Origin of the sequence: Vibrio sp. PID23_8 (assembly GCF_003584965.1) — a bacterium.
Classification (GTDB): Bacteria; Pseudomonadota; Gammaproteobacteria; order Enterobacterales; family Vibrionaceae; genus Vibrio.
The window spans coordinates 482859-500860 of sequence record NZ_LIXE01000002.1 but is presented as its reverse complement, the minus strand read 5'-3'; the positions used below and the strand labels follow the sequence as shown (position 1 = coordinate 500860).

Below are 18002 nucleotides of genomic sequence, written 5' to 3'. Positions count from 1 at the left end.
CGTATTGCGAGGTGAAATATAGAATTTATCTGGCTGTTCGACAATGAACATTTTATAATGTTTCAGATTAAAAAAACTAATCCTATTTGAGGTTCCTTATGTCTCGTCGATTGCCTCCACTGAATTCGCTTCGCGTATTTGAAGCGGCAGCTCGCCATCTTAGTTTTACCCGTGCAGCCGAAGAGCTGTTTGTGACTCAAGCAGCAGTGAGCCATCAAATAAAAGCACTAGAAGAATTCTTATCATTGAAGCTTTTTCGTCGCCGTAACCGTTCACTGCTGCTCACAGAAGAGGGGCAAAGCTACTTCTTAGACATTAAAGATATCTTCACTTCCATTGCAGATGCGACCGATAAGGTATTAGAACGCAGTGAAAAAGGGGCGTTGACTATCAGTTTGCCACCAAGTTTTGCTATCCAGTGGTTGGTGCCTCGCTTGGCCGACTTCAATGCTCAAGAACCGGACATTGATGTACGTATCAAAGCGGTGGATATGGATGAAGGTTCATTGACGGATGATGTCGACGTCGCGATCTATTATGGACGTGGTAATTGGCCAGGTTTGCGTGCAGATAAACTCTACCAAGAGTATTTGATCCCACTTTGTTCACCTTCGCTACTTTTAGGTAGCAAACCATTGGAATCTCTAAGTGATCTAAAACAGCATACTTTGTTACATGATACGTCGCGAAAAGATTGGAAACAGTTTGCTCGACACTACAATGTTGACGGGATTAATGTGAATCATGGTCCAATATTTAGTCACTCAACCATGGTCTTGCAAGCGGCAGCTCATGGGCAGGGAGTTGCATTAGGAAACAACGTATTAGCCAAACCAGAGATGGAAGCAGGACGCTTGATTGCGCCATTTGACCAGGTTTTGGTTTCTAAGAATGCGTTCTACGTGGTATGTCACGAACAGCAAGCGGACATGGGGCGTATCGCGACTTTCCGAGATTGGATGTTGGCAACCGCGAGAAAAGAACAAGAGGAAGTACTCGATGAACCATTGGATAGCTGAGGGGCCAGAAAACGGACCATTGTTTATTTTTGCTCACGGTGCAGGCGCAGGCATGGAGCATGAGTTCATGGCGGCCGTTGCCAAAGGATTGGTTGATCAGGGTATTCGTGTGGTGCGCTTCAATTTCCCTTACATGGTCAAGCGTGCCGAAGACGGCAAAAAGCGTCCGCCAGATCGCGCGCCAAAGCTTCTTGAAGCGTACCAAGAAGTGATCACTCACTTTACTTCCGCTCCCATCGTTATTGGTGGTAAATCGCTGGGCGGTCGAATGTCGAGTTTGCTCGCAGATAATGAGCTAGTGGCGGGCATTGCGTGTTTGGGTTTTCCATTCCACCCACCGGGTAAACCAGAGAAATACAAAGGCGAGCATTTAGCTAGCATCGACAAGCCAACCTTAATTCTACAAGGCGAGCGCGATACGTTCGGCAAGCGCGAAGAGTTCGAAGGCTTCGCGTTATCAGAGCAGGTCACAGTGAGCTTTCTGCCAGATGGTGACCACAGCTTTAAACCGCGTAAGCGCTCAGGGTATACCGAGGCGGATAATATAGCGCAGACGATTGAGCAGTTAGCGGCGTTTATTAAAGAGGTATACCGTGAAAAGTAAGTGGTTACTCTCGTTTACTGGTATTTCGGGTCTGACATCGGTAGCGTTAGGTGCGTTTGCCGCACACGGTTTAAAAGCCAAATTGTCGCCCTATTTACTTGGCGTATTTGAAACCGGCGTTTTGTACCAATTCATCCATACTTTGGCTATCGCGTTTTGTGCCATCTTGCTACTGGTCAATTTGGGACAAAAAGCACAAAAGTATTTTTTCATCGCGGCGATTTGCTTTATCATCGGCATCTTTTGTTTTAGCGGCAGTCTTTATGCGCTGGCGCTGACGGGCATTAAGTGGTTTGGACCAATTACTCCGATGGGCGGGGTGTTGTTCATGTTCGGCTGGTGTCTGTTCTTTTTTGCTGCGTTTAATATCAAAGAGGTCTCCAAGTGAAACAACTAATGCTCTATTGCCGTTCTGGCTTTGAGAAAGAGTGTGCTGGTGAAATTCAGGACAAAGCGACACAGTTGGAAGTGTACGGCTTCCCTCGTGTGAAGAAAAACTCAGGTTATGTTGTCTTCGAGTGTTACCAAGATGGAGACGCAGATAAGTTAGTCAAAGGCTTGGACTTTAGTGCATTGATTTTTGCACGTCAGATGTTTGCTGTTGCAGCCGAGTTTGAAGCGCTACCAAGCGAAGACCGTATCAGTCCAATTCTTGCAGAACTGTCTGAAGTGGAAGATTTTCCGCGTTGTGGCGATCTACGTATCGAAACGCCAGACACCAACGAAGCGAAAGAATTGCTAAAGTTTTGCCGTAAATTCACGGTTCCAATGCGCCAAGCTCTACGTGGCAAAGGTCTGATGTGGAATAAAGACAACGCGAAGAAGCCAGTGCTGCACATCTGTTTTATTGCACCAGGTCATTGTTACGTGGGTTATTCATACCCAGGCAATAACTCGCAGTTCTTTATGGGTATTCCTCGCTTAAAGTTCCCTGCGGATGCACCAAGTCGTTCAACACTAAAACTGGAAGAAGCGTTCCACGTATTTATTCCACGTGAAGAGTGGGATGAGCGTCTTGCTCCAGGCATGTGGGGGGTTGATCTCGGTGCGTGTCCAGGTGGTTGGACTTACCAATTGGTTAAACGATCGATGTTCGTTCATTGCGTTGATAACGGCATGATGGCAGATAGCCTAATGGAAACGGGTCAAATCAAGCACCATATGGTGGATGGTTTTAAGTTTGAACCCGATCGTAAGAACGTGACTTGGATTGTGTGTGACATGATTGAGAAACCAGCTCGCGTTGCGCACCTTATGGGTCAATGGTTGTTAAAAGGTTGGGCGAAAGAGGCAATCTTCAACCTGAAGCTACCAATGAAAGGTCGTTACGACGAAGTGTTGCAAGATCTTGAGAACCTAAAAACGTTCTTGATTGAGAATAAGGTGAAATTCAAGCTGCAAGCAAAACACTTGTACCATGATCGTGAAGAGATCACGATTCACATTCAGTGTCTGTCTAACATCTCTCCGCATTAATCTACGCATTCACTTAAGCAGTAGAGCAGAATAAGAAAAGCGCCTTAAATTGGGCGCTTTTTTCTTGTCTGGAAGATAGGGCTTCTCACCAAACGGGTGGTTATTCTGCTTTGTTTGGACCAGTAAAGCGAATGTCTTGCAGGTTAAAGCCGAGTTCGATATCGCATTTCAGTGCTGCTACTCGTTTGCATAAACGCGCAGATTCAATGTGCTCATCTAACTTTTTGCGATATTTTGGGGCCAGCTCTTCGCTCGCGTATGCCGCTTCAATATCCTCAAATTGAGTCAGAATTTCTTTCGCTGCTTTTGGACCAACACCCGGTACGCCCGGCACTTGGCTTGAGCTGATACCCGTTAAACCCCAGTAGTCGGCAAGCTGAGATGGTTTTACGCCAAACTCTTTTTCGATAAATGGCTCATCTAACCAACGATGTTGGAAGTAATCTCGGATCTGTAGAGTCGGAGATAATAGTTGGCAGTAACCTTTGTCGGTCGAGACAATCGTTACTTTCTCGCCGTGGCTCGCGACTTTGGTGGCCAGTGTTGCGACCAAATCATCTGCTTCATCGCCTTCAGACAGCAATGAGTCGATCCCTTGTTCCCACCATGCTTGTTGAATCGCGTCTAAGCCTTGCATGAGCGGCTCTGGCATTGGCTTGCGGTTTTGTTTGTAGTCAGGAAGGATTTCAGCGCGCCAGCCACGGTCTTGTTCGTGGTGATCGAATACGGCGATGATGTGAGTTGGCTGCGCTTCAGACAGGATGCGAGTCAGTGTTCTGCTCGTCGTGGTAATGGTTCTTGCTATGTCAGTGGGATCGGGCTGTGCAGAGTGCACGCGGCGGATCAGGTTTAGGGCATCAATGATAACAAGATGAATAGACATAATGACTTAGCAGTAAAAAGGGGCGTAATGCCCCTAGTGTAACCAATGTAGCTCTTTCTATCGAGTTGCATTTTCTGGATGAGCGATTCGATAACAAGGTTCGTACGCGCTACCGCCTGGTAGCTTCATACGGTGCTGCTCTACAAAGTCTGAGAGTAACGTGTCGAGTTTTTTCATCAATGCTGATTCACCATGGATAGTGAAGGGACCTTGTTGCTCGATCTCTCTAATCCCTTCGGCTTTAACGTTACCAGCAACAATACCGGAAAACGCTTGGCGCAGCGTGGCGGCCAATACTTGCGGTTTTTGGTTCAAGTTCAAGTTTAAACTTGCCATTGATTCATGGTTGGGCTCGAATGGCAGTTGGAACTCTGGTTCAATCTTAAGTGACCAATTAAAGCTGTATGCGTCACCTTTCTCTTTACGGTGAAGGCGAACCTTTTCCATTGAGTACTTCATGATGCGTGCGACTTCCGCAGGATCATCGATGACGATTTGATAATGCTTCTGGCCCTCTTCACCTAGCGTATCTGCAATAAAAGCATCTATAGATCGGAAATAAGCTTCACTCTCTTTTGGACCAGTTAATACGATTGGCATGGGCTGGTCGGCGTTTTCTGGATGCATCATAATACCAAGAATGTACAGTAATTCCTCGGCAGTACCTGGACCGCCAGGGAAGATCACGATGCCGTGTGCCATTCGAACAAAGGCTTCAAGGCGTTTCTCAATATCTGGCATGATCACCAGCTCATTCACGATCGGGTTTGGTGGCTCGGCCGCGATGATTGACGGCTCGGTAAGGCCAAGGTAGCGTTGCTCGGTATAGCGCTGCTTCGCATGTCCAATTGCCGCCCCCTTCATTGGGCCTTCCATCGCACCTGGGCCACAACCGGTACAGATATTCAGCTCTCGTAGCCCGAGCTCATGTCCCACTTCGCGTGTGTATTGATATTCGGTGGCATTGATCGAGTGTCCTCCCCAGCAGACGACCAAGTTTGGTTCAATACCTGGCGTTAGTGTGCCTGCGTTACGTAAGATGCCAAACACCAAATTGGTAATGTGGGTCGCGTTGGTTAGATTTAGGCGTTGATTATCTGCTAAGTGCATGTTGACGTACACAATGTCTCGAAGTACTGAAAACAGATGTTCTTGGATGCCTTTGATAATCTCTCCATCTACGAACGCATGCTCTGGTGGGTTAGAGAGTTCTAGCTTGATACCACGTTCGCGGCGAACCACGTTGACATCAAAAGATTGATATCTATCTAACAATTCTTTTGAGTTGTCTGTGTGGCTACCAGAGTTAAGCACTGCTAGCGTGCAGTTACGATAAAGCTGGTAAAGGTCACTTGATGCGGTTTTTTTTAGACGTTCGACTTCAAGTTGGGATAGCAAGTCCATACTACCTGCGGGGCTGATATGGGTAATCATAGGGCCTCCTTGCTAATGCTTTTTTAGAGGAAAGAAACCAACGCATCTGTTTGTTTGTACGTATAGTTTGACTCAAATGGTTGGTGGAGTTTGTTTTAGGGTGTGTAGTTAGCTTAGCAGACTGGGAGAAGAGAAATGTGATAACTCATTGAAATTTTCGGCAATATGGTGAAAGATTGCATCAAAAGTGCGATCTTGGCGTTTTTTTGAGCGGTTTTAATTCCAGTTAATTTGGTTAGGACCACGCTGCTTTGCATCTTTTGACAAAATACCTAGGCGATCGAGTACGTATTCTGGGGTATCGGCTTCTCTAAAGGCAGTGGAAGCAGCTGTGAGCGTGATCATGATGTTTTGTTCACGGAACTTAAATGGTAATGCGTTGATGTCTTTTTGGATATTTTTCATCAGTTCTAGCGTGTACTCTTCGGATTGCTCTGGAATAAGAATAATAAACTCTTCACCGCCAAAACGAGCAACGGTTTCGGTTTTTCCCACTCGTTTTTGAATGGTACGAGCGATGATTTTTAAAGCCTTATCACCGGCCGTATAACCATAGCTGTCGTTAATCGCTTTAAAGTTGTCGACGTCAAACATCACCACTCGAAGGTTTTGTTGTGAGCGGATCCAACGGCGGTATTCGTGTTCCATTCGGTCAGTGAACGCCGCGCGGTTGTATACTTTGGTCAAAGGATCAAGCAACATGCGTTGTGCTTGATCTTCTAGGCGACGATGATACTCCTGGGTAGTTTCAAACACCAATGCGAGTTGATTTTTATTGTAATTTAAACGTTCTTGGAGGGTTTGCTCACGCTCTTCCGTCATCTTTAACCGTTCAGATAGTGATGCTATTTGTGCAAGTAGTGGAGCGATCTCTTGCTTCAGTGCGGCTAAATCTTGTGCTTGCTCGAGCGATTTTTGGCTGAGACCTACTAAATCGTTCATTTCAGCATTCAACTCTTGGCGATGTTCAAAGTAGTTTTGATGCTGATCGACGTTCTGATGTGCGGTTTTAAGATTACTTGAAAGAGACGCGTTTAACTGCACCAAAAATTGCTCGGATGTCTTACGTTCCGATTTGGTTGCTTCGACGACTAACTTCAGCGTATTTAAAGTCAGCTCAATCAACGACTCGGCATTCACACCTAACAGTAGCTTTGAGCGAATATCAAGCAGTTGATCACCAGAGTCACCTTCGAAATTGAGTTCCGTAATGGTACGCTGCAGATCGCTAGCAAGGCACTCTAATTGAGATCTATCTGGGTTGTTTTCAAGCTCAGAGAGGTTGAGGCGCGAATTGGCAGTCATTATCTTCAGCGAACGTTCGTAGATGCTAAGTAATTTTGTCGCTTGGTCAACGTTATTACAAGCATGAGTGCCGGAGCAACTCATTAGGTTACGCAACTCTCGCTTGAGTTGTGCTGGTAAACCCGGAGCACGTTGTAGTGTCGCAGCACTGTGCTTCACTTGCTCGTTGAGGTAATCGCTCTGCTTATCCATTGCCTTTGACTGCTGTTTGAGCATTCTTTCTAGTACGGCCAAACGAGGGATCAGAATACTGACATCTTTTTGAAGCTCCAGCTCTTGCTGAACTTCAAACAGATAGCTAGTGACTTGAGAGTTTGCCCCCTGACAAGCAGAAGACAATGCGGCCACGACGCGTTTTAGAACCTGTTGCTCACGCTTAAATTTGAGTGAAGTGTCACGATGAGTCAGTCTGAGCTTGTCAAGTTGACAACTCAGCTGATGAAGATGTGACTGAATATCGGATTCCAAGATTCCCATGAAGTGACTACAACTAAGTCCATGAACTGCTGATAATTATGTCATAATAACAAAAAACGTATTAGCGTCATCATTGTTTAAGAACAACAGTTAGTAAATTATCCACTTTTTAATATTTTTTTGATGTCCTCCTCATTCTTGTAAGAAGAATGAACTTTTATTAGTCCCTGATGGATAGCGTGTAGACACGCCGTTCTTATGTCATGACTTGCAAAACTCGCAGCAGGAGCATTGTCGATGGCCTTTAAGAATACCCAATGGCTGCGTTTATCTTTTAGGCTGACCTCACGAGCAACATGGGTTGCAAGAAGCAATAAGTCGAGCAGCTCTTCGCCGTTAATCGCGGTATAAGCTCGTGGTAAAAATGGATAATCACTGATCCCCATACGAATGATGCGGCTAACGTTATGTTGCTGAGCAAATTCATCTATCCACTTCTGGAACTTTTCAAAGGTGGCTTCGCCAGAGGTATTTCGGTCAGCATTGGGCTCAATGTAAAGTAAATTGGCATCGGAAAAATGATACAAGCGTGTTGGTTTCTTAATTTTTTCAGCAAGGAAGTCACCAAACGCTCGTTCCAATTCAAGGCCAGCTTTGTATCCGTGCTGTACATACATACTGCGTAGGAATGGTAGGTCTATCATGACAAAGCGCAAACGATCATTCAGAGGTTCGTGGATCAGTTCCCCCATCTGCCATTGCTCAAACGTATCGCTGGATTTTTTTAATGAACCAGATAACTTCACGTTCAACATGCGTAGGTTATTTAAGCGAGAGCGAGAGTGCGTGAATAGATCGCTACGAAGCTTATCTATTTCACTCGCTTGGCGCTGTATAATCACACCTCGGCGCATGATAAATAAGAACATGAATAGTACCGAAATAAATAGCGCGAATGAGATCTTCTGGAATTTGCGGTGTTCCATCTCAACCAACGCCAGTTTGTCGGCTTGGCCAACGTGATGGATGCTTTGCTCGGCAAATTCTTTTTGCTGGCGGAAGGCATCTTCACTGATTTGGTTAAGGTGCCTTTGTTCTACGCGCACTAGGTTGATGTATTTTTTAAATGCTTGAAGAGAGGAGTGATACTCACCAGCCTGCTCGTAGCCTAAGCCTAATAAACGGTAAGATTGCTGCTTAATGAAGTCGGATGCGTTGGGCAACGTCTCAAGAAGATCGAGTGCGTATTGAGCGTTTTTAATTACGTTTTGGCTGTCATTTTGGTGATAAGCCAAGCCGGACTGAAGCAAAGCCGCTTTGGCTTCTAAATTGGTTAAGTCGGAATATTCCAATAACTCGTTGGCACGCTTTAGATATTGTTCTGCTAAAGGGTAGTTATAGAGTTGTAAATAGGTCGCGGCAAGACTTAAGCGAAGATTGATATCTCGGTGAATATCTTGGCTAGTGCTCTTATGATCTAACACGTTGAAGTAGTGCACTAAAGCAAGATTAAATTTGCCTTGATAGAAGTAAACATCCCCCATATTTTCAAGGACATCTGCCAAAATTGGCGAGTTAGGATAACTATCATAAAAATCTGCGGCCTGAGATAAGTACTCCATCGCTTTATCGTATACGCGACGCTCTTGGAACAATCGTGCTAATAAACGGTTTACTTTCGCTAGTTTGGCTCCGTTATCACTCTCAATTGATTGCCAATAGCCATAAAGTAACTCAGAAAGAGCAAGGTTGTATTGCTTGTTGTTGAGATAGAACTCGCCTAAAGTCGTGTAGTAATCAATTAAAATTAGATCAGAACGCTTTTCTTTGAGCATCGCTTTTGCTTCGATGTAAAGTTGCTCGGCTTTCGCTGTCTCGCCTCTATGTGAAGCAAGCAGGGCGCGTTGCATTACTAAATGGTAACGAATGCTGTTTGCGCGTTGTAGTGCGGGTTTCGCCTCGTTAATCTGTTGCTCAATTTGATTCAGCTTTTTCTCTGCCGCCGCATAGTTTTTGTCGTACATCCACACCATTTGGTTGCGAGTCAATTGCACACCCAGTTCCATGTACGGCAATTGATACTCTTTCGCAAGGCGCTCCGCTTCATCTAAGCTCTTAATCGCACTTCGCAAATCGCCCATAACATAGTCGGCTTGAGCAATGATTTTGTACGCTTCGATGGTACTGCTTGGTGTGCGGATACTACGATCGGTCTCTTCACGGGACATCGCGGAGGGGCTGCTGTTTTCTATGCGCTCAATGAGTTCGCGTTGAAGTAGGTAGTTTTTGGCCGCTTGTTTAGCTTGGGAAGGTTCAAACTCAGTCAATTGTTGAGCTTCATTCAGCAAAGCAGAAGATAAAATGGTCGCGTGAAGTGGCGGTGCTAGCAATAAGCAAAGAAAGCCAATCAGCCAGTATAGACGCGAACTGTCCCAAAACATCGTTTTCGTTCCCTCGAACTGTGTCGTAATGCACGTATATTTAATCGAGCAATATTAGAGAAAAACACCGCGCAATCCAACAGATAGCTGGGTGTTTTAGATCATTATTGACGAGCCATGCGATTATTGTGTGCTGGTTTATCTTGTTCAGTTGAGCGGTAAGGGTTGATATCCAGCCCACCACGGCGAGTGTAACGAGCAAAAACCGTCAGCGTGCTTGGCTGGCAGTATTTTATCAAATCGGTGAAAATACGTTCCACACATTGCTCATGGAATTCGTTGTGCTCACGGAAAGAGACGAGATAACGAAGCAGCTTTTCACGATCAAGCTTAGCGCCTTGGTAACGAATTTCTACGCTGCCCCAGTCTGGTTGATTAGTGATCAGGCAGTTTGATTTTAATAGGTGGCTGTGAAGAATTTCTTCGACCTGCTCTTCACCCGCAGCCCCCTCAAGTAATGTGGCATCAAAATCGTAGCTATCGATTTCGATGTCTTGATCGTCAATGCATTCACCTTCCATCGTTACGATAGGTTGATTGGCGTAGTGAGTTACCGGGTTTACTTCCACAAGTACATGTTCGCCTGCGCATGCTGACAAATCTTGAGTGAGACGCTCTGTTACTTCTTCCCAGCTTGCAAAACGCGTTTGGTTGTAGCTGTTTAGATACAGTTTGAACGACTTTGACTCAATCAAGTTTGCGCTGGTTGCTGGAATGTACACTTCACCTACCGCAACTTGAGGTAAGCCTTTGCTGTTTAGCCAAGAAAGCTCGTAGAGTGTCCAGATGTCATGGCCCAAAAACGGTAGGCTATCGCCCAGTTCTAAGTCATCACGGTTTAAACTGCGAGGAACGGGTTGCAGCAAACTCGCATCGTATTGGTTTGCGTACTCGGTCTTTTTACCCAGAGTCAGGCTGGCAAGCTCTTTAGCGTCAGAATATTTGCTCATACTTTGTGGTCATTTTCGATTAGAATAGCGAGAATTTTACTTAATCCGCTGAACAATTGCCATCTGGCAGACACCGCTATCTGATAAATAAGGAATGAGGAGACCTTCATGACCCAGACCGTTACTCAGGCTCTACAGGAGTTTAGCCTGCGCTATCAACAAGCTTGGCAAGATGAGCACAATGAACTGCCACGCAGTGAAGAGCTTGCTGATCTTGTTTCTCCATGTGTAGAAGAGAAACGCGATGGGGCAGTATTGTGGAAAGCATTCCCACGTGAAGAAATGGCGGATTTCACGAATGTTGAGAACGCAATTGAATTAACGCTGCATGAAGACATCAAAACTTTCTATGGCTCTCAATACAGCGCAGACATGGACGCGGCTTGGCAAGGTAACGAGCTGACGTTACTGCAAGTATGGAGTGATGAGGATTTTACTCGTCTGCAAGAGAATATTCTTGGCCACTTAGTTACTCAGCGTCGTCTCAAGTTAAAGCCAACGGTGTTTATCGCTGCGACCGATGCGGAGCTGGATGTGATTTCCATTTGTAACCTAACGGGTAATGTGATTCTTGAGCGTCTAGGCACGGATAAGCGTGACGTGTTAGCAGAAAGCATCTCGGAGTTTCTGACTAAGCTAGAGGCAGCGGTGTAAGTATGTACGTGGTTGAGTTGCAGTTTGAATGCTTTGATAACACGACAGTGAGTGCGGTCGATAAAGCCATCAATGGTTTGATGGATGCGTTGCGTTATAACGGCCAAGTGTTAGGTCGTGAGTTCCCTATCGTGATGGGCGATGGCGAGTTCTTCGTTCGCGTAGTTTGCCCTGAGCAAGACAGTTTACATCCACGTTATCATTCAGACTTTGTAAAAGTGTGTATGAATCGTTTGACCGAAGCATCATTGCTAGCACCGAAAATGCGCATGTTAGGGCGAGACTTGAACTCAGAAGAAGCGGCGGAAGATGAGCAACCGAGCTGGCAAGTATTATACACTACTTACGTGCATACCTGTTCTCCACTACGTAGTGGAGAAACGCTATTGCCGATCCCTCTTTACCGCAATGGTCCTACGTTAAACGGTGATCACAAAGCTGTGGTGAAGTGGCAAACCGAATGGCAAGCGTGTGATGAAATCCAGATGGCAGGTGGCTGCCGTGCTGAACACGCGGCACTGCATGAAATTTGTGATGCGGACAGTGTGTTATTCCGTCGAGGTTGGGATTTACGTGGTCGTATTGAGTTCATTACAAAAATTCCGACGTATTACTATCAGTATCGCGTCGGTGGTGAGTCGGTAGAGTCAGAAAAAGCACGCAAATGTCCCAAGTGCGGTGGGGAGTGGCGACTTGATGAGCCGCTGCATGACATCTTCCATTTTAAGTGCGATGACTGTCGAATCGTATCGAATATGTCGTGGGACCATATCAAATAAGGCTTCAAGCGATAGCGTTTATCGACATGAGACAGTAAAAAGGCTGATGTATTCTCATCAGCCTTTTTGTTTTTGTGACGTATTGGTGTTGAATTACCAACCTTTAACAACGCCACCTTTAAAGGTTTCTTTTGCCGCTTGGTGCACTTCTTCGGTTTGGTAAGCTTTTACGAAGTTTTGTACGTTTGTCGCTTGAGCATTGTCTTCACGAGCGACAATTAGGTTCACATATGGTGACTCTTTATCTTCAACGAAAAGCCCATCGCGTTCTGGTGTGAGGTCAATTGAGCTTGCGTAAGTCGTGTTGATGATAGAAACCGCAACATCATCAAGAGAGCGAGGAAGCTGTGCAGCGTCTAGCTCAACGATAGTTAAGTTTTTCGGGTTGCCAACAATGTCGCGAACCGTTGCCAACAGATCTGCACCATCACGCAGTTCGATCAGGCCTTGTTGTTCAAGCAGCAGTAGAGAGCGACCTAAATTGGTTGGATCGTTTGGCACTGCGATGCGCGCACCATCTTCGATTTCATCCACTGATTTCACTTGCTTAGAGTAGCCAGCAATTGGATAGACGAAAGAGTTTCCAACCGTGACCAGCTTATAACCACGATCTTCTACTTGTTGGTCTAGGTATGGCTTGTGTTGGAACGCGTTCGCATCGATTGACCCATCATCCAGTGCGGCATTTGGTGTTACATAGTCAGTAAAGGTAACGAGCTCAACATCCAAGTTGTATTTCTCTTTCGCCACTTTTTTGGCAACTTCTGCCACCTGTGCTTCCGCGCCGGCCATGACACCGACTTTGATGCTGTTTTCGTTAGACTGTTTGTCACCGCAACCTACAAGCGCGAGAGTTGAAGCAACGGTTGCTGCAGTCAAAAGACTCTTAAGGCTAAATTTCATGGTTATCTCCTTATAATTTTTAGAAATGTTTAGGCTATCTGTGGTCCACGCGGCGTACGATTGTGTCGCCGATGGACTGAATAATTTGAACAAGTACAATTAGCATCACGACAGTTACTGCCATGATAACCACATCGTAGCGGTGGAAACCATATCGAATAGCAACGTCACCAAGACCACCACCACCCACAGTGCCTGCCATCGCTGAGTAGCTCACAAGTGTTACTAGGGTAATGGTTACTGAGTTAACAATAGTCGGCATTGCTTCTGGTAGTAGCACTTTTGTAATGATCTGCATCGGTGTTGCTCCCATTGATTGTGCCGCTTCAACCAGCCCTGTTGGAACTTCTAATAGGGCACCTTCAATTAATCGCGCAACGAATGGGATAGCGCCGATAGTCAGCGGGACGATCGCTGCGGTCGTGCCGATAAACGTGCCGACCAACAGTTTCGTTAAAGGGATGATTGCGACCATCAGAACGAGGAATGGTACAGAGCGACCGATGTTGACGATCGCGCCAAGAAAGCGGTTCAGTTTGTTGTTTTCTAGTAAACCACCTTTTTTAGTGGTGTGCAGAATGACACCTAATGGAATGCCTATCGCGAAGCCAACAATACCCGCAACGGCAACCATGTAAAGGGTTTCCCATGTTGCACCTAAAAGTAGGTTGCTGTTTAGGCTCAGCCATTCAGAAATTGCATTAAAGGACATAGCCAAGTACCTCTACTTTCACGTTGTGTTTACGTAGGAATTCAATCGCAGCGTTATCGTCTTCTTGATTACCAAACAGCTCGGCGACCATCATGCCGAACTTCACGCCGCCAGCGTAATCTAGATCGGAACTTAGGATGCTCACATCAATGTTGAACTTACGAGCGATTTGCGTCATCAGTGGTGCATCCACTGTTGCGCCAGTAAATTCTAGGCGAACCAGTGGGTAGCTATTGTCAACGCGGGTTGCTTGTAAGCGTGCTTGGTAATCTTCCGGGATAGACAGATCCAAAGTAGAGCGAATGAACTCGTGCGCCAGTTCTGTTTTTGGGTGCGCAAAAATGTCACCCACGCTACCTTTCTCAACTAACTCACCACCACCGATGATTGCCACTTCGTGGCAGATGCTTTTTACCACTTCCATCTCGTGAGTGATCAATAGGATGGTGATATCCAGTTTGCGGTTGATTTCTTTTAGTAGCTCTAGAATGGATTGCGTTGTCGCTGGATCCAGTGCGCTAGTCGCTTCATCGCACAATAGAACGCTTGGATCGGATGAGAGTGCACGTGCAATGGCGACACGTTGCTTTTGACCACCACTTAGATTTGCTGGGTAGCTTTCATGCTTATCTTCTAGGCCAACCAACTTAAGTAGCTCAGTCACTTTTGCTGTGATCTGTGATTTGTCTTTGCCTGCAAGCTCAAGAGGAAGGGCGACATTGTCGAAAACGGTGCGAGACGACAGCAGGTTAAAGTGTTGGAAGATCATTCCGATGTTGCGGCGAGTTTCTCCCAGCTGCTTTTTGCTTAATGTAGTTAGATCAACGCCATCAACGATGATTGAGCCTGATGTTGGGGCTTCCAGCATGTTGACACAACGGATCAGGGTACTTTTACCCGCGCCCGATGAGCCGATCACACCAAAGATGGTGCCCTTCGCGATATCTAGGTTAATGTCCTTGAGGGCAAGAATTTCTTTGCTTCCTTGGTAGAACACTTTATTGACGTTTTTTATTTCTATCATGTTTCAACCTGCACAGAGATACTGGGACCTTCACTGTTAAAAACGGCTTTTAACAGGAGTAAATTTTGAACTCTATCTCAATTCTCAGTTGATGCTATGGGGTAAGCGAAATGAAGTCAATAGATATTTTTACGTCTAGACGTCTAAGTGTATGGATGTTTTATTTCAGTACGTAAACAAGAAGAAGTATGAAAAAGAGTGGTTTTCCAGAATTACCGATTCTCTGCTAACAAATCAACTGTTTTGTGTCGGCTTCACACGAATTAGATAGTGTTGAAGTTTATAAGGTGTGTAATAATCAGATTAAACCGAGTTAATAGAGAAATACGTTTTGGCAAAACCTGCTGTTTTTATCGATCGTGACGGCGTGATCAACGTTGACCACGGCTATGTTCATGATGAACATGATTTTGAGTACATTGATGGTGTGTTTGAAGCGACGAAAGCACTGAAAGATAAAGGTTACCTATTGGTGCTTGTAACCAACCAATCGGGTATCGCGCGTGGTAAATACAGTGAAGACCGTTTCTTATCTTTAACTCAGTGGATGGATTGGAACTTCGTCGATAATGGCGTTGAGTTCGATGGTTTTTATTATTGTCCACATCACCCAGAACATGGCATTGGCGAATACAAACAAGATTGTGATTGCCGCAAGCCAAAACCAGGCATGTTCATTTCTGCGCGTGACTTCTTGAAGATCGACATGGAGAAATCTGTGATGATCGGCGATAAAGCCGAAGACATGATGGCTGCAGAAGCGGCTGGCGTTGGCACTAAGATTTTGGTTCGCACAGGTAAGCCTGTCACTGAACAAGGTGAAGCGCTCGCGACGGTTGTACTTGATAGCATTGCAGACGTTCCTGCATATTTAAGTCGTTAACGCTATATCAAACGTAAGATTTATTAAGAAGCCAGCATATTGATTGCTGGCTTTTTTTTGTCTTTTTGGTTAAGACCCATAGGTCACAGAATAGCGATGCGGCTTGTGATTCATTGCGAGTACAAGGTTTAAGGCAAAAGCGCCAAGAATAGACAGGCCAATAATCCAAGGCGTGACGAAGAAGAAAGAGGCAAACAGGATGCACGCATCAATGGCCATCTGAGATTTGCCGACAGAAATGCCAAACTTATCTTGAATGAACAAACACAGGACATTAAAGCCACCCAAGCTAGAGCGATGACGGAATAAGATTAACATGCCTAAGCCCATCAATAAGCCTCCTGCAACGGCGCAGTAAACTTCATTGATGGATTCAAGTGAAATCAGCAGAGATAAGTGGTCAGCAAACACGGAAACCAAAGCGCCAGAGATAGCACTGTTAATCGCAAAACGGCCCCCGAAGCGTTTCCATGCCAATAAGTAGAATGGGCAGTTGGCGATAAAATACAGAACACCAAAGCTAAACGGCGTAAATTGGGTAATTAAAAGAGCCAGTCCAGTGGTGCCGCCCGTTAGCAGATTAGTAGACTGTAAAAAGAATACGCCCTGAGCAACCAGAAATGTGCCAGTTAAAATCGCAATCCAATCTTCTTTATTTGAGTGTTTTTCCATCAATATTGTATTTATTGCTAAGTTTTGGGGCATGCATAGTAGTAAAAAGATGATCTTTTCGGTAGCTAGGGGGTAAAATTTGCGGTAAACCTATGTAATTATCGTTTTACAGGGTGTAAAGCGTAAAATTGACACTCAGGTTTACATAGTGAATCGATTGCAATATCACTATGATAAACCATACATGTCATCATGAAAAAACTGCATGAGAAAATTGTAAATTTCTCTTTATGACCTAGATCAAATTCTGTAGAATGCGCGCTATTAGAGTGACGAAAACGTTTGCGTTAGGTCATTATTCGGTTTTTTTTGCAACTTTCAGTACTAATCTGAGTCAGGAGATACAGATGCTTAAGCGTGATATGAACATCGCAGATTACGATGCGGAACTGTTCGCAGCTATCCAGGAAGAAACCCTTCGCCAGGAAGAACACATTGAACTTATCGCTTCTGAAAACTACACAAGTCCACGTGTAATGGAAGCGCAAGGTTCTCAGCTAACGAATAAATACGCTGAAGGCTACCCAGGCAAGCGTTACTACGGTGGTTGTGAGTACGTAGATAAAGCTGAAGCACTCGCTATCGATCGTGCATGTCAACTGTTCGGTTGTGAGTACGCGAACGTACAGCCTCACTCAGGTTCTCAAGCAAACAGCGCAGTGTACATGGCGCTTCTAAACCCAGGCGACACAGTTCTCGGTATGAGCCTAGCACACGGTGGCCACCTAACTCACGGTTCTCCAGTGAACTTCTCTGGTAAGCACTACAACGTGATTCCTTACGGTATCGACGAAGCTGGTCAAATCAACTACGACGAGATGGAACAGCTAGCGCTTGAGCACAAGCCTAAGATGATCATCGGTGGTTTCTCTGCTTACTCGCAAATCGTTGATTGGAAACGCATGCGTGAAATCGCAGACAAAGTTGACGCTTACCTATTCGTAGACATGGCGCACGTTGCTGGTCTTATCGCTGCAGGGGAGTACCCAACGCCAGTTCCACACGCTCACGTAGTAACAACGACTACACACAAAACACTGGCAGGCCCTCGCGGTGGTCTTATCTTGTCAAACGCTGGCGAAGATATGTACAAAAAGCTGAATTCAGCCGTATTCCCAGGCGGTCAAGGCGGCCCTCTAATGCACGTTATTGCTGGTAAAGCAGTGGCGTTTAAAGAAGCAATGGAGCCTGAGTTTAAAGAGTACCAAGCGCGCGTAGTGAAAAATGCGAAAGCGATGGTTGGTCAATTCCAAGAGCGTGGCTACAAGATCGTATCTAACGGCACGGAGAACCACCTGTTCCTCGTTGATCTTATCGACAAAGGCATCACTGGTAAAGATGCAGATGCAGCGCTAGGTGCAGCAAACATCACAGTAAACAAGAACTCTGTACCAAACGACCCACGTAGCCCATTCGTAACGTCTGGTATTCGTGTTGGTACGCCAGCAATCACTCGTCGTGGCTTCACAGAAGAAGACGCGAAAGAGCTTGCGAACTGGATGTGTGACGTTCTAGATAACATCGGCAACGAGGAAGTTATCGAAGCAACGAAACAGAAAGTTTTAGAGATCTGTAAGCGTCTACCAGTTTACGCGTAACTTTCTTCGTAGAGTGAGCTGATTTCGTTGTCGAACATACTCATTTGCTAGAAGCAAACTCCGTGTGTTCTCCTAGAACTCGCCCCATCTATTTCGAAAGTTCACCCAATTTAAAGGTCCTCATTTGAGGGCCTTTTTGTTTTTCTAGAATAGGGAATCTCTTGTTACCACTGTTAATTAAAGTGCGTTGAAAGCAGATTCCTGATATCGCTTAGGCTCGTCAGAATGATGCGCTTTTTGTTCGAGAA

General features: G+C 45.5%; 17 protein-coding genes. 8 read left to right on the top strand and 9 right to left on the bottom strand.

Features of this window, described 5'->3' with window-relative positions; all coding sequences use genetic code 11:
• Positions 1-98: 98 nt before the first annotated feature.
• From AK966_RS06295 to rlmM, 4 genes are read left to right on the top strand one after another with little or no spacing between them, the layout of a single operon-like run.
• Entirely contained in the window at positions 99-1019 is a 921-nt protein-coding gene (locus tag AK966_RS06295) for a transcriptional regulator GcvA (RefSeq protein ID WP_119463737.1), read from the top strand.
• Positions 1000-1623, top strand: a complete 624-nt coding sequence (locus AK966_RS06290; RefSeq protein WP_099080899.1) for an alpha/beta family hydrolase — start codon at positions 1000-1002, stop codon at positions 1621-1623. The genes AK966_RS06295 and AK966_RS06290 overlap by 20 nt, the downstream gene beginning before the upstream one ends.
• On the top strand, positions 1613-2011 hold the full coding sequence (locus tag AK966_RS06285) for a DUF423 domain-containing protein (RefSeq protein ID WP_119463736.1): 399 nt from the start codon (positions 1613-1615) through the stop codon (positions 2009-2011). Before AK966_RS06290 ends, AK966_RS06285 begins: the two co-directional genes overlap by 11 nt.
• Complete coding sequence (rlmM, locus tag AK966_RS06280; protein WP_099080901.1) at positions 2008-3099, top strand: 23S rRNA (cytidine(2498)-2'-O)-methyltransferase RlmM; 1092 nt, start codon at positions 2008-2010, stop codon at positions 3097-3099. The genes AK966_RS06285 and rlmM overlap by 4 nt, the downstream gene beginning before the upstream one ends.
• A gap of 100 nt (positions 3100-3199) precedes the next feature.
• Here the strand turns inward: rlmM and xni are convergent, their stop codons facing one another.
• The 5 genes from xni to queF all read right to left on the bottom strand — a co-directional run bounded on the left by xni (position 3200) and on the right by queF (position 10529).
• The gene (gene xni, locus AK966_RS06275; protein ID WP_119463735.1) at positions 3200-3982 is read right to left on the bottom strand and encodes a flap endonuclease Xni; all 783 of its coding nucleotides are present in this window, start codon (positions 3980-3982) and stop codon (positions 3200-3202) included.
• Between the two features lie 57 nt (positions 3983-4039).
• Positions 4040-5416 (bottom strand): nucleotide 5'-monophosphate nucleosidase PpnN, encoded by a 1377-nt coding sequence (gene ppnN, locus AK966_RS06270; RefSeq protein ID WP_099080903.1) that lies wholly within the window; start codon positions 5414-5416, stop codon positions 4040-4042.
• 216 nt (positions 5417-5632) lie between these two features.
• Positions 5633-7198 carry a diguanylate cyclase gene (locus AK966_RS06265; RefSeq protein ID WP_099080904.1) on the bottom strand — a complete coding sequence of 522 codons (1566 nt, stop codon included), beginning with the start codon at positions 7196-7198 and terminating at the stop codon, positions 5633-5635.
• Positions 7199-7296: 98 nt separating this feature from the next.
• Entirely contained in the window at positions 7297-9579 is a 2283-nt protein-coding gene (locus AK966_RS06260; protein WP_099080905.1) for a lipopolysaccharide assembly protein LapB, read from the bottom strand.
• Positions 9580-9683: 104 nt separating this feature from the next.
• Positions 9684-10529 carry an NADPH-dependent 7-cyano-7-deazaguanine reductase QueF gene (queF, locus tag AK966_RS06255; protein ID WP_099080906.1) on the bottom strand — a complete coding sequence of 282 codons (846 nt, stop codon included), beginning with the start codon at positions 10527-10529 and terminating at the stop codon, positions 9684-9686.
• A gap of 108 nt (positions 10530-10637) precedes the next feature.
• Between queF and syd the strand changes: the two genes are divergently transcribed.
• Both syd and AK966_RS06245 read left to right on the top strand, forming a co-directional pair.
• Complete coding sequence (gene syd / locus AK966_RS06250; RefSeq protein WP_099080907.1) at positions 10638-11183, top strand: SecY-interacting protein; 546 nt, start codon at positions 10638-10640, stop codon at positions 11181-11183.
• A 2-nt stretch (positions 11184-11185) separates the two neighbouring features.
• On the top strand, positions 11186-11962 hold the full coding sequence (locus AK966_RS06245; RefSeq protein WP_119463734.1) for a Zn-ribbon-containing protein: 777 nt from the start codon (positions 11186-11188) through the stop codon (positions 11960-11962).
• A gap of 93 nt (positions 11963-12055) precedes the next feature.
• Here AK966_RS06245 and AK966_RS06240 read toward each other — a convergent pair whose 3' ends face one another.
• Genes AK966_RS06240 through metN form a run of 3 tightly spaced genes read right to left on the bottom strand, consistent with a single transcriptional unit; the run spans position 12056 to position 14601 of the window.
• Positions 12056-12865, bottom strand: a complete 810-nt coding sequence (locus tag AK966_RS06240) for a MetQ/NlpA family lipoprotein (protein WP_119463733.1) — start codon at positions 12863-12865, stop codon at positions 12056-12058.
• 34 nt (positions 12866-12899) lie between these two features.
• Positions 12900-13577: a methionine ABC transporter permease gene (locus AK966_RS06235; protein WP_119463732.1), complete on the bottom strand. Its 678-nt coding sequence runs from the start codon at positions 13575-13577 to the stop codon at positions 12900-12902.
• The gene (gene metN, locus AK966_RS06230; protein WP_119463731.1) at positions 13567-14601 is read right to left on the bottom strand and encodes a methionine ABC transporter ATP-binding protein MetN; all 1035 of its coding nucleotides are present in this window, start codon (positions 14599-14601) and stop codon (positions 13567-13569) included. Before metN ends, AK966_RS06235 begins: the two co-directional genes overlap by 11 nt.
• 331 nt (positions 14602-14932) lie before the next feature.
• Here metN and gmhB point away from each other — a divergent pair, with 331 nt between their 5' ends.
• Positions 14933-15484: a D-glycero-beta-D-manno-heptose 1,7-bisphosphate 7-phosphatase gene (gmhB, locus tag AK966_RS06225; protein WP_099080912.1), complete on the top strand. Its 552-nt coding sequence runs from the start codon at positions 14933-14935 to the stop codon at positions 15482-15484.
• 69 nt (positions 15485-15553) lie between these two features.
• On the opposite strand, the gene AK966_RS06220 is transcribed toward gmhB, so the two are convergent.
• Entirely contained in the window at positions 15554-16156 is a 603-nt protein-coding gene (locus tag AK966_RS06220) for a YitT family protein (RefSeq protein ID WP_119463730.1), read from the bottom strand.
• 347 nt (positions 16157-16503) lie between these two features.
• Here AK966_RS06220 and glyA point away from each other — a divergent pair, with 347 nt between their 5' ends.
• Complete coding sequence (glyA, locus tag AK966_RS06215; RefSeq protein ID WP_099080914.1) at positions 16504-17754, top strand: serine hydroxymethyltransferase; 1251 nt, start codon at positions 16504-16506, stop codon at positions 17752-17754.
• The last annotated feature ends 248 nt before the right edge of the window (positions 17755-18002 follow it).